This window comes from Bacteroides sp. 41_26, from assembly GCF_949740115.1.
Lineage (GTDB): Bacteria > Bacteroidota > Bacteroidia > Bacteroidales > Bacteroidaceae > Bacteroides > Bacteroides nordii.
Genome location: NZ_CATJGZ010000060.1, coordinates 77479 through 90909, shown reverse-complemented (window position 1 = coordinate 90909; position 13431 = coordinate 77479). Strand labels below are relative to the sequence as shown.

Below are 13431 nucleotides of genomic sequence, written 5' to 3'. Positions count from 1 at the left end.
GGCGAAACTCTTCTATTTCAATATCATCTTAAACTATAAGTAGAGTGACTTTATGTGTGTATGGTCACTCTACTTTTTTGTTAAAACGCCTCTTCTTTTTCCGAATATATTTATGGCAGATATCTTGAAGAAGAAGTTTTTTCTAAGGTATATATTCAATCTTAGCTACGATAACACGTATATCTTCTTCCTTATTGGCTTTAACCAAAGCCTGATGGCAATTTTTAGGGAAGAACATAAAAAACTTATCAGGAGTAGAATCTATGTATTTAACTTTAGATGATTTATAAAAAGTGACATCCGGTTTGTATTCTGTAATAGGGGTGGCATCCTTTAAGGTTACAAGGCCGAATCGTTCGGTTCCTTTTACTACATATTGCAGATCGATGCAGTGGCGATGTGATTCTATTTTGCGTCTGCTGGCATCCTGTGTCTTGGCTTCCTGTACATTAATATAACATCTTTTGCCGTCAATTTCATATTTTCCTACTGGGATAGTTGTCAGGTCATGTTCGGCCAGCCAACGAAAGGTTTTATCCCACAGCTCTTTGTTTTTACGATACTGGGTGGCAAATTCCACGTAATCCGTTGTTTTATGCGGCGTGGCTTTGAATCCGTTTGTCCATTCACCTTGTTCTGTCCATTTACGGGCTTGTTTCGGTGTGACGGATTCTATAGTTTGTGCCTGACAGATAATAGTGTACGAAAAGAGGAAAACGGTGGCTATAGTCAGAGTTCCGAGGATCGATTTTTTGTTCATGATAGTTCTTATTAAATGTATTGATTGTTTGGGCAAAAGTAGAAAAAAGAAATAGCTCTTTGGACTAAAATAGTAGAAAAGAATTTATGTTTTTCAAGTATGGGCATAAAAAAAGGAGCAACGCCTTGCTCCAACCTTTGTTAACCTTAAATCTAATACTATGAAAAACACATTGCAAAGGTACCACCTTTTTGCACATTTGCAAATTAACCAAGAAAAATCCCCTGTTATATAACATGTTTTAATAATTAAATCGTCTATTTTTCTTCTCTTTCACATAATTTTCTTCATTTTCCATCGCCCGGCGTACCTCCCCGTGCGGGAAGCACCTCCCAGTATTTATCACAAATATCCAGATAGCTTTGTTTGGGCTCTTCTCCCATAGAGAGGGCATATATTTTTGTTTGGTTCTCTTTTATATGTCGGATGTGGGCTGATAATTCTTTATCTATTGGCATCATCTCAAAGTCGGATATCATCACCATATCTGCCTCCTGATATCCTTGTGTTTCAATCATCCGGATCGTATGAGCTATGGCAGGAGCAAGATCTGTACCTCCGTGAAAAGATTGGCACAGGAAATCTACCAGACGATCGAAACTGCTTCCTAAGTCAGTTATTTCGATACATTCCACATCGTCAGAGAAGATTATGATATAACATTTGCGATGTTGTTTTTCCGTTAGTTCGGCTATAGCGAGCAAAGCCGATTTGGCCAGTTTCTCTCTTTTTCCTGCCATTGATCCGGAGGTGTCAATACAGACAATAAAGGGACCTTCGGCTTCCTCGGAAACCTGGTTACCCGGCATCTTTTTATCATCCATGGTTCGTAGCTCACGTGAGGCATAATCAATCATTTGAAGCTTTTTCTCGGCATATCGTTCAAAGAAAACAGGTTGCAGGGCTTTTTCCGCCAGATAACAATATTCAATTGGTAACAGGCTGTTCAGATCATTACCTTCACAAATACCGGTAATGTCACTCCGGGTAGAGTGAGTGATGATCTGTTCCTTATGGATTCCGGCTGTCATCTTAAAACGTTTCTGTATACCTTGATGCCGTTTGCCTAATTTCTCAATTAACTCTTGTATGGCAGGAGTTTTTTTGATTGTCTCATCATACTCCAGTATCTGTTCCGCTATTTGTTTATGGTTTCGGAGCAACCATACCAACCGGGAACCTCCCCGGACAGGCAGATTCTTAGAGAGCGATAATTGCAGGCGGTAAAACTCTTCGCACAGGTGGTTGATATGCTCCATCTGGTAATTGAACTCATTGTTGGATAACAGTTGGTGCCATTTGTCGAAGAAAAGTATTCGCAATGCTTTCCACTCTTTAGAACGGGGTTTGAGGGTATGAAATCGTTCCAGATAGTATTTCACATTGAGATCTACCAGGTTATACTTCATGGAAAGTGGATAAGCGCTATTCTCCAGAAAACGTAGAAACTTTGTATCCGAAGCTTCATCCGTTTCATGAAAATACTCCCATTGACTGGCATACCTTGAATAAAATTCTTGCAGAGAGGGCAGGGTATGACGAAAGTATTGCCGGATGTCGGTATCCAGTTCTTCGGGCTTGATGATGAGGTTGTGCAACTGCTCATCATATACCTCGTAGGCAATATCCTGCAAACGGTCATAATACCTGTCTTGCAGTTCTTTCAGCCTAATAGTCCCTGTTCTCTTGTTCATGGGCATGGGCAATGATTCGCAACTCGTTCCGGTAATTTTCAATGATATGGGCTGTACCATTCAGGATTCGTTTCAGCTCCCCTTTTTGTTTGGTGCTCAGAAAGAGGTGCTCCTTGGCATATTCGTTTTCCCGTTCAGATAGTTTTTTAAATTCTGTTTCCATGTTATGCAGTAAATCTATTACCTCTTGTAACCGGAACTCAAAGGGGGTACTCGTATCTTCATTCTGTTCGGGTAATGGAGCACAATCGTCATAGCAGAGTAGCGGATATTCCTGGTTATTGACAAACACGGAACGGTTTCCTTTTCGCAGGGAATAAATATCTTTCTGAGCGATACTGCGGTTTTTTACAAAATCATATACCTTCAGTACTTTGTTTACCGGACGGAATTTATCCTGCTGGATATAAAACAGGCGGTTGCTGTCTTTCTTCAGATTCTGATAATCGGACGCAAACATAAGCAGGTTTCCGGCAATGCGATATCCTTCGATGCGATGATAGAAAGTATCTACCACCTGAATAGCAGGGTCGCTGATTTCCCGCAGACTGTGTTCTGCTTTCATATCTTCTTTGAGTGCATCCAGTTTTTGTTCCAGCTGTTTTTCGCCTAACAGATAGGTGTTGATACTATCAGTGATGGCCCGCTGTACAATATCTTCGGCAATGGGAAATTGGCTTACCTCGTCCCAGATACAATAGGGGATCAGCAGGCAATCGGCAAAGCAGACCGTTAATGATTCGTTCAGATAGGCCGAAGTGCGTAGCAACCCAACCATTTTCTTCCAGCGGCGGTCTGATATATAAATAGGAGGAAGATTCGCCTCCCGTTGTGTATTATACTGTTCTACGGTTCGTTTGATGGTATGTATCAGTTCAAAGAAGGTATAATGTAATGTTACTTTTTCCGCTTCCTCCTGCAGGGTCGAGTATTCTTTAGGGCTGATTGTCAGTTTCTCCGGAATGCAAGGCTCTGTGTCCCGTGTAGAAGCAATCATGCGATCAAAAGCAAACTCCTGTTCAATACATCCCACGAACTGCCGGATCAGAAAGCGGTCATAGAGAGCTTCCAGTCCTTCTCCTTTGGCAGGTAATTCGTTAGAAGCCGCAATCAATACTTTCAGGGGGACTTTTACTGTGAACTGCCCATTACGGTATATCTTTTCATTGATAACGGTCAGCAAGGAGTTCTGAATTGCCGGACCGGCTTTCCATATTTCATCCAGAAAGACTACCGAGGCCGTAGGCAGATATCCCTCCGTGATTCGTTCATAAGTGTCTTCATCTTTCAGCTTAGAGATGGAAACCGGACCGAATATCTCATCCGGTGTGCTAAACCTGGACATCAGATACTCAAATGCACTGTTTTCTTTGAATGCATATTTAAGTCTTCGGGCTACCAAGCTCTTGGCAACTCCCGGAGGACCTAACAGAAAGATACTTTCTCCGGCAATGGCTGCCAGAAGGGAAAGGGCTATGGTGTGTTCTTTCTCAAACACGCCTTCGTTGAGGGCATTGAGAAGCTTAGTGATACGTGGTTTTATGGAGTTCATGCTTTTTCAATTAAAATGCAAAAATACGAATAAACTTAAATTATCTCATCCAAAAGGTGTATATTCGCAATATCAAATTCATATAAGAAGAGTAGGTTATGAAATCAACTGTAAGAATCACTGTGCCTTATGCTGTGGCAAACTATGTAGAAATGCGCGAACGTGGATTTTACTATGTGGACAAGACAATGTTTATTCCCGATCTGGAACTATATAAAGCTCCTGTCTTTTTGCGTCCGCGCCGTTTCGGAAAGAGCTTGTTAGTGTCCATGTTGGCCGCTTACTATGATTTGAATATGGCAGATCGTTTTACAGAACTGTTTGGAGATACATACGTTGGAAGTAATCCTACAAAAGAGCATAATAAATATCTCGTGCTTCGCTTCGACTTCTCTAAAATGGTAGTAACCGATACACTGGAAGGGTTACAAAAGAACTTTAATGATTTGAATTGCGGAGTCATCTATGATATGGTGAAAGCCGATGCCAGATATGCACGTTTATTCCCGGATTTTGAATTTAGTGATAAAACCGATGTCACAAAGATGTTGGAGGATATGTTGCGTTATGTATCGTCCCATAATCTTCCTCCGGTATATCTTCTTATTGATGAATATGACAATTTTACCAACCAGCTGTTGACTGCTTACAAAGATCCGCTCTATGAGCAAGTGACTACTGCCGACAGTTTCTTACGTACTTTCTTTAAAATAATAAAGGCAGGTATCGGCGAGGGAAGCATACGTACCTGTTTCTGTACAGGAGTACTTCCCGTCACAATGGACGATTTGACCAGTGGATACAACATTGCGGAGATCTTGACACTTGAACCTGACTTTCTAAATATGCTTGGCTTTACTCATGCAGAGGCAGAAGTGTACCTACGCTATGTACTCCGGAAATATTCCGGTAACGAAGAACAATTCGATGAAATATGGAAACTGATCGTGAGCAACTATGACGGTTACCGGTTTCAGCCTAATGCGGAGCCTTTGTTTAATTCTACCATACTGACTTACTTTCTTAAAAAGTTTGCTGTTAATGGTATTGTTCCCGATGAAATGATTGATGAGAATTTGCGTACAGACATCCATTGGATTCGTCGACTTGCGTTGAGTCAGGAGAATGCCAAACAGTTGCTCAATACATTGGTGATGGAAGATGAAATAGCTTATGCACAGCCTGATTTGCGAAGCAAGTTCAATAAGCAGAAGTTTTTCGACAAGAATTTCTATCCTGTCTCCTTGTTTTATTTGGGCATGACGACATTGAAGAATTCCTTCCGAATGACGTTGCCCAACCTGACCATGCGTAGCATTTATATGGATTATTATAACCAGTTGAATGACATTGATAACTTTGCAAACCGCTACGTTCCTGCCTTTGAGCAATTTACTCACGACCGGCGTATGGAAGGTATTTTCCATAACTACTACGATCAATACCTTGGGCAGTTTCCCGCACAGGTATTCGATAAGATGAATGAGAATTTCATTCGTTGTTCGTTCTTTGAACTGTGTTCGCGTTATCTGAGCCAATGCTACACCTTTGCATTAGAACAGAACCATCCTGCCGGACGTTCGGATTTTGAGATGACAGGAATTCCCGGAACGGAATATTATAAGGATCACCGGATTGTAGAGTTCAAGTATTTCAAAGCAAGCGAAGCAAAGAAAGTACTGGCACTCAATGCTCCACGTCGCGAAGATGTGGAACAGGTGAAGCAATATGCGGAAACAATTCGCGTACAATTCCCATACTATAATATACAAATGTATGTGGTGTATGTGGCTGCTAATAAAGGATACAAATTCTTTGAAGTATAAACATACTAAACAAGCATTGTAAAAATACGTACTTTATAGGTATAAAAGTACGTATTTAAGTCACTATTAATTACCTATTTAACGCATACTTAAAATAGTACTTTTGCATGCAATAAATATCTATATTGAAATGCTTGATTTCTAATAAGATACCTGTCTGATATTTCGCTTTTCTGCTCTTATTACTCTATTACTTCATTCATCGAAAATGTTTTAGTACCTATTTTAGTAACTATAAAAAAATATTGTAGTAATAATCCCTTGTTTTTATTTTATCCATCTGATTGAACGTAATACGTATATAATTTTTGCATGATACACGCTAATATAGCATGTATAATCATGTTTTTTCACTATTTATGTGTATTTTACTTTCATCGCATCTTTAATATCTGTATACTATAAAGATGAGGATAAAACAATGTTGTCTGTCTTTTATTAGTATATTTGTCTTCCTGTTTTCATTTAGGTTTTAACTGAAACTATTTGAAAGCACAACTGTTTATAGAAATATGATATAAACAGAAAGGAGAGAAACACTATGATAATAAGAGGAAATGAGATCGATATACGAACCGTTGATGTAATTCGTTACATCATGCCTTTACGTGAGGGAGGTTCGTTGCCAGCTCTTGCCGAAGCTGATGATGGATTTAAGTATGTGGTAAAGTTTCGTGGGGCGGGGCATGGGACAAAAGCGCTTATTTCTGAGCTGATAGGAGGAGAGGTAGCCCGTGTGTTGGGTTTGCGTCTTCCGGAAATTGTTTTTCTAAATCTGGATGAAGCTTTCGGGCGTTCGGAAGGAGATGAAGAGATACAAGACCTGTTGCAAGGAAGTCGTGGGTTGAACCTGGGGTTGCATTTCCTGTCGGGAGCATTACCGTTTGATCCTGTGGTAACAAAAGTGGATGCTAAATTAGCCTCACAGATAGTATGGCTGGATGCCTTTTTAACTAATGTGGATCGTACAGCCAAGAATACCAATATGTTAATGTGGCATAAAGAACTGTGGCTGATAGACCATGGCGCTTCTCTGTTTTTCCATCATTCGTGGGTGAACTGGAAGAAACATGCACTGAGTCCTTTTACACAGATAAAGGAACATGCATTGCTGGCCGAAGCGAGTGACCTGGAGGAAGTGGATCGGGAATACAAAGAGATATTGACTGATGAAATATTGCGGGAAATAGTAGATCTGATACCCGATGACTGGTTGCATTGGCGGGATAAAGAAGAAACACAGCAGGATATACGAGATATTTATTTTCAATTTCTAACAGAAAGGATACGTCATTCCGAACTATTTGTAAAAGAAGCACAGGATGCCAGAAAAGCACTTATATGAATATGCAGTAATCCGCATTGTACCGAAGGTGGAACGTGAGGAGTTTATGAATGTTGGAGTTATCCTGTTCTCAAAACAGGCTGACTTTATAAAAATGCGTTATGAGATAAATGAAAACAGGCTTAGAGCCTTTTCTCCGGAACTGGATCTAGAGTCGTTTCGCGAGCATATGGAGGCTTTTAGTAAGGTCTGTTCGGGGCATGAGACTGGAGGAACAATTGCTCTGTTGGATATTCCGGAACGTTTCCGGTGGCTGACGGCTCTGAGAAGTTCCTGCATCCAGACTTCAAGGCCACACGTAGGTTTTTCTGCCAATCTGGATCAGACACTGAATGATTTATTTCAAGAATTGGTGGAATAAGCAGTAAAAACCGAAAGTCATAGTATGTATTTTAATTGCACCGTAGTGGAATGGAAATTAGACTCGTGTGGTTTTTCGGTCGAATAACCGCTCGATTTAATTACATCGCAGTGGCATGGTAGTAATAAAGATGGTAAAAGAAGCGAAAGGGCAATCAACCTTTCGCTTCTTGATACATAAACCGTTTGATACTTTTCTTAGCTGTCTTTTCAAACTCTTCAAAGTGTATTTTTACTTTGCTTATCTGGCTGAATGCAGGTAACTGAAGGTTCAGTTCCAGCCGGTTTACCTCCATTGCTTTCTCAATATCCGGTTGTTGCAAACCATGGGCAAATGCATCGTCAAAGTCAGGATATATGAGAGCAACAAGTTTGTCATTCTGCAATACGATCAATGACTCTGCTACATACGGCATATTGTTCAGTTTGCTTTCAATCTCTTCGGGATAGATGTTCTGTCCGCTTGAGTTAAGCAGAAGATTCTTACTGCGTCCGCGTATTGTCACATACCCTTGTTCGTCTATTGTGGCAAGATCGCCTGTATGCAGCCACCCGTCTTTATCTATAATCTGTGCAGTAGCTTCCGCATTTTTATAATATCCCAGCATGAGGTTGTCTCCTCTGCAGATGATTTCTCCGGCATGTGTGTTGGGATCAGGAGAATCTATTTTTACTTCCATGCGACTGGCAGCTTTTCCACATGAGGCTTTTTTGAGATCTTGCCAGTAGTCTGAACAGATAATAGGACCACATTCAGTCATTCCGTAGGCAATTGTATAAGGGAAACCTATCTTTTTTAAGAAAGCTTCAATCTCTGCATTGAAAGGAGCACCGCCGATAATAATATCATTAAAGTTACCACCAAAAATTTCCATAGCTGTCTGTCGGGCGGCTGCTTTCAGTTTATCGTTGAGGATGGGAACCCGCAACAATAGTTTGCCTATCCTGTTGTCCAGCCGGAGTAATACCTCTTTTTTGATGATCTTTTCTACAATCAGGGGTACGCATGAAATCAGTTTCGGTTTGATTTCGGCAAAAGACTGTGCTATGATTTTAGGAGAGGGCATCCGGGTGAGGAAATACAGATGTGCGCCTGCTGAGAAACTGTACAGGAAATCATAGGTCATACCGAATACATGGCCTAACGGAAGCATAGATACAACCGTATCTCCGGCTTGCAGAGGACGCATCTCATAACAGTAAGTAATGTTGGACCATATGCTACGGGCAGGCAGCATCACTCCTTTAGAGTAGCCGGTAGTTCCTGAGGTATAGTTAATGATTACCAACTCTTCGGGATCGCTTTTGCGATATGAAATGTGTTCTTTCCGGAAACATTTGGGATAACGTTTTCCATAGATCTCATTCCGGTGCTCAAAGGCATAAGTCAGTTGATCACAACGGGACACAAGTGCAGAGAAGTCTTTCAAAGAAGCGATCCCCTTTAATAGAGGCATGGCATCCTCATTCAGGTTTTCCCATACCTGGTCGCCAACGAACAGAAGTTTAGCTTCGGAGTGATTAACGATGTTGTGTATATTATCGGCTTTGAATTCATGAAGAATGGGAACGATAACGGCTCCATAAGTTACTGTTGCCAGAAAAGCAACTGCCCAATGTGCACTATTGCGTCCACAAACAGCTATTTTATCACCGGACTGAATGCCGGCACTCTCAAGTACAATATGAAATTTTGCTATTTTGCGGGCAACATCCTTGTATTGAAGGGTGATTCCTTTATAGTCTGTCAGGGCGTTACGATCCCAGTTGTTTATGATACTTTGCTCTATATAGTCTATGAACCCTTGTTGTTGTTCCATATTTGCTTTTTGCACATTTGTTTTAAAACTGCGCAAAATTAATATTTCATTAACAAAGACGGGGTTCTCCCGGAAAGTTTTACGGTAAATTAACGGGAGGTGGAACTGATCAGAAATGAGTAAAACCCACCACAGAGTAACACAGAGTTCCACAGAGTAGTATTTATCTGATGAAACGCGGATTAACACAGATGAACGCAAATTAAAAGACTGTAGTTCTCTTAGATGAAAGTCTGCATTCATCTGCGTTTCAATAAAGATTTAAACTCTGTGGAACTCTGTGTTACTCTGTGGTGAAATATACTCAAAACCGTACGAATTTAAGTAAGAACTGAATGTAATTATAATCAAAAGGTATATCTTTGTAACCGGATACTAAACTTGTCTGATAAAAAGATTACTATGAAAACTGTTCTTACATCTCTGCTTGTACTCCTATTAGGAGTTTTACCTCCCGTTGATATATGTGCTGCCAATCGTGTGTATGATGTCTCTGATTTTGGTTTGAAAGCCAATGGAAAGAAAGATGCATCACCTGTATTGCAAAAGATTTTAGAGAAGATCAAAAGAGATTACCAGGAAGGAGATAATGTCACATTACGTTTTCCGACGGGCAGGTATCATTTCTTTGAAAAGAATGCAGCATCTCGCCAATATTATATTTCTAACCATGACCAGACAAATCCGAAGAAGGTAGGTATTGCTATTGAGAATATGAAAAATCTGACTTTGGATGGACAAGGATCTGATTTTATTTTCCATGGTCGCATGATTCCTGTCTCTCTTTTGTATTCGGAAAACTGCATACTGAAAGATTTTAATATTGACTTTGAGAATCCGCATATAGCACAGGTACAAATAGTAGAGAATTCTGTAGAGAATGGTATTACTTTTGAAATAGCTCCCTGGGTGAACTATCACATCAGTAAAGATTCAGTTTTTGAGACATTGGGTGAAGGTTGGAAACTTCGTCCTTCTTCCGGCATTGCCTTTGATCCTAAAAGCCGTCATATAGTCTATAACACCAGTGATTTATATTATCCGAATAAGGGAGTAACCCAAGTGGCTTCACGTCGTCTCAATATAAAGAGCTGGAAGGACAACCGGCTTGTTCCAGGTACAGTAATTGCTCTGCGTACTTACTTCCGGCCTACTCCCGGAATATTTCTTTCACATGATGTAGATACACAATTATTAAACGTGAAAGTACATTATGCCGAAGGGATGGGATTACTGGCACAATTGTGTGAGAATATAACCTTAGATGGATTTAACGTATGTCTTCGTGGAGAGAATGATCCCCGTTATTTCACTACTCAGGCCGACGCCACTCACTTTTCGGGTTGTAAAGGAAAGATTATATCCCGGAGCGGCTTTTATGAAGGTATGATGGACGATGCTATCAATGTACATGGTACTTACCTGAAAGTTATCAAGCGGATAGACGACCGTACTTTGGTAGGACGGTATATGCACGACCAGGCCTGGGGATTTGAGTGGGGACGACCGGAGGATGAAGTGCAGTTTGTACGTTCGTCAACGATGGAGCTTGTGGGTAGTCAGAATAGCATTACGGCGATCGCTCCCTATGATAAAGAGGAGGTTCAGGGCGCGCGTGAATTTGTTATTTCTTTCCGTGATCCTGTTGATGCGGTTGTCAATGCTGAAAGTGGTTTTGGTATTGAGAACCTGACCTGGACTCCGGAAGTGCTATTTGCTGATAATGTGATTCGTAATAACCGTGCTCGCGGTGCATTGTTTAGCACTCCTAAGAAAACGATTGCAGAGAATAACCTGTTTGACCATACATCCGGTACAGCCATTCTGCTGTGTGGTGACTGTAATGGTTGGTATGAAACAGGAGCTTGCCGGAATGTAATTATCCGGAAAAATCGTTTTGTGAATGCACTTACAAATATGTTTCAGTTCACAAATGCTGTAATTTCTATCTATCCTGAAATACCTGACCTGAAATCGCAACAAAAGTATTTTCATGGTGGAGTTGAAGAAGGCATCGTGATTGAAGACAATGAATTCGATACCTTTGATGCACCGATTCTTTATGCCAAGTCGGTAGACGGACTTGTATTCCGTAATAATAGTATCCGGATGAATACGGAGTATAAGCCGTTTCACTGGAATAAAAGCCGCTTTCTGCTGGAACGGGTAACCAATGCGAAAATAGAGTAATTACTCGATTGCATATAGAAGTCACATAGGCTATAAACGGAGGTGTGCCAAAGGTAAAATCAGCCATTATTAAAACGCAGATGATCGCTAATTAACGCAAATATTAAATTGTATTTGCGTTAATTAGCGATCACCTGCATTTCTAAAGTCACATGTTGATAGCTTTATCCGGCTTTTGAAAGGGAGATTTTTATTCTTTGCTCTTCTCTGAAATGAGTAGTAGCTTATCATCTACATGTAGTTTCAGACTTCCATTCGGAATAAGGAATTCGTCTCCACGTTTTACGATCATAACGAGTGTGCCTTTTGGAAGATTCATATCTTTCAGTGTATCGGCTTTCTCTATCATTTCCTGCGTTACAGTCATGTCGCGAAGATCGGAGTCTATCTCTTCGGGCAATTCTACTCCAAAGTCATTTCCGGTTTTCTCGAGTGGGGTGGAGAGATGAAGCAAACGTGCTACATAAGAAACTGTAGTTCCCTGTACTACCAGCGAAATGATGGTAATAAAGAATACGATATTGAATATAACATTTGATCCTTCCACATTGGCCACTACCGGATAGGTGGCAAAGATAATCGGAACAGCTCCGCGTAATCCTACCCATGATACGAATAACCGCGACTTGAATGTTATTTTCCGGAATGGGAGCAGACAAAGAAATACACTTAACGGACGACCGATAACAATCATGAATATCCCGATAAGCAATGCTACACAAGCTACTTCGAGCATCTCGTGCGGATTGACAAGCAAGCCGAGCATGAGGAACATGATAATCTGGAAAAGCCAGGTGAGTCCGTCCATGAAGGTAGCAATCTCTTTTCGAAACATGATCTTATTATTACCCACCATTATACCGGCAATGTATACTGCCAGATAACCGTTTCCATGTAGTCTGTCGGTGATAGCAAACGTAAAGAATACAAATGACAGAAGGAGGATAGGGTAGAGTGATTGGTTATCAATGTTGATTTTGTTGAGGATCAATATAGCCAATTTACCCAGTACATAACCGGCAGCTGCACCTACCAGAAACTGAATAAAGAAAGAGCCTAATATGGCACCGGCTCCCATACCGGAAGACTGAACGAACTGTATGAGAACAATCGTGAGCATATAAGCCATAGGGTCATTACTACCGCTCTCCAACTCAAGCATCGGGCGAAGGTTGTGTTTCAGATTCATTTTCTGTGAACGGAGAATGGCAAAGACGGAGGCAGAATCTGTTGACGACATAGTAGATGCAAGTAGCAGTGAGGTTGTGATTGGAAGGTAGATATTACTCCAGCTCATACCGGAGAGCCACCAGATAAATAGCCCTGTGAACAGGGCCGTAAGTAACACTCCAACGGTGGAGAGCACGATACCCGGAGTCAATATCGGACGTATTTCTGTGAACTTAGTATCCATACCACCGGAAAAGAGGATAATACTAAGTGCCACCATACCTATGAATTGTGCGGTTTTTGCACTATGGAATTGAAAGCCCAAGCCGTCGCTTCCAAAAAGCATACCAACAACAAGGAATAATAACAGGGCAGGCACTCCGAAGCGATATCCGGTTTTACCGACAATGATACTGACGAAAAGTAAGATAGAACCTACAAGTAGAATATTTTCTGCAGTGAATAACATGGGCTATATATTATAAGGGTTATAAATAAGTCTTTTTTTGCTTCACCGTGCGAAGTTACGTAATTTAGATAACAAATAAAACCCCCTTTTGGATGTATTTTGTATCCCGGAAGGAGGTTAAATAGTTTAAAAATGTTATATTTCTACCTGTTTTATTATTAAAACACAGATAATCGCAAAGTCTGGCTTCTGTTGAAAACTACTGTGTTTTAGAAGTCATCTATTGAGAGGGAGGAAGAGAAGGG

Annotated in this window: 9 protein-coding genes; 4 read left to right on the top strand and 5 right to left on the bottom strand. The window is 40.7% G+C overall.

What is annotated here, in order from left to right:
* Positions 1–142: 142 nt before the first annotated feature.
* The 3 genes from QX565_RS07115 to QX565_RS07105 form a co-directional block, all read right to left on the bottom strand.
* A complete protein-coding gene (locus tag QX565_RS07115; RefSeq protein ID WP_221648921.1) occupies positions 143–760 on the bottom strand; it encodes a NanQ anomerase/TabA/YiaL family protein in 618 nt (205 codons plus the stop codon).
* Positions 761–1047: 287 nt separating this feature from the next.
* Positions 1048–2454 carry a VWA domain-containing protein gene (locus QX565_RS07110; protein ID WP_221648920.1) on the bottom strand — a complete coding sequence of 469 codons (1407 nt, stop codon included), beginning with the start codon at positions 2452–2454 and terminating at the stop codon, positions 1048–1050.
* A complete protein-coding gene (locus tag QX565_RS07105) occupies positions 2429–4006 on the bottom strand; it encodes an AAA family ATPase (protein ID WP_221648919.1) in 1578 nt (525 codons plus the stop codon). The genes QX565_RS07110 and QX565_RS07105 overlap by 26 nt, the downstream gene beginning before the upstream one ends.
* 98 nt (positions 4007–4104) lie before the next feature.
* Here QX565_RS07105 and QX565_RS07100 point away from each other — a divergent pair, with 98 nt between their 5' ends.
* The 3 genes from QX565_RS07100 to QX565_RS07090 all read left to right on the top strand — a co-directional run bounded on the left by QX565_RS07100 (position 4105) and on the right by QX565_RS07090 (position 7538).
* Positions 4105–5832: a PD-(D/E)XK nuclease domain-containing ATP-binding protein gene (locus QX565_RS07100; protein WP_221648918.1), complete on the top strand. Its 1728-nt coding sequence runs from the start codon at positions 4105–4107 to the stop codon at positions 5830–5832.
* A 562-nt stretch (positions 5833–6394) separates the two neighbouring features.
* The gene (locus QX565_RS07095; RefSeq protein ID WP_221649085.1) at positions 6395–7177 is read left to right on the top strand and encodes a HipA family kinase; all 783 of its coding nucleotides are present in this window, start codon (positions 6395–6397) and stop codon (positions 7175–7177) included.
* Positions 7155–7538 (top strand): DUF3037 domain-containing protein, encoded by a 384-nt coding sequence (locus QX565_RS07090; RefSeq protein WP_221648917.1) that lies wholly within the window; start codon positions 7155–7157, stop codon positions 7536–7538. The genes QX565_RS07095 and QX565_RS07090 overlap by 23 nt, the downstream gene beginning before the upstream one ends.
* Before the next feature lie 154 nt (positions 7539–7692).
* On the opposite strand, the gene QX565_RS07085 is transcribed toward QX565_RS07090, so the two are convergent.
* Entirely contained in the window at positions 7693–9357 is a 1665-nt protein-coding gene (locus tag QX565_RS07085; protein ID WP_221648916.1) for a long-chain fatty acid--CoA ligase, read from the bottom strand.
* A 402-nt stretch (positions 9358–9759) separates the two neighbouring features.
* On the opposite strand from QX565_RS07085, the gene QX565_RS07080 reads away from it, so the two are divergent.
* Positions 9760–11547 carry an alpha-1,3-galactosidase-related protein gene (locus tag QX565_RS07080; RefSeq protein ID WP_221648915.1) on the top strand — a complete coding sequence of 596 codons (1788 nt, stop codon included), beginning with the start codon at positions 9760–9762 and terminating at the stop codon, positions 11545–11547.
* Positions 11548–11737: 190 nt separating this feature from the next.
* Here QX565_RS07080 and QX565_RS07075 read toward each other — a convergent pair whose 3' ends face one another.
* Positions 11738–13186: a potassium/proton antiporter gene (locus tag QX565_RS07075; protein WP_221648914.1), complete on the bottom strand. Its 1449-nt coding sequence runs from the start codon at positions 13184–13186 to the stop codon at positions 11738–11740.
* Positions 13187–13431: the final 245 nt, after the last annotated feature.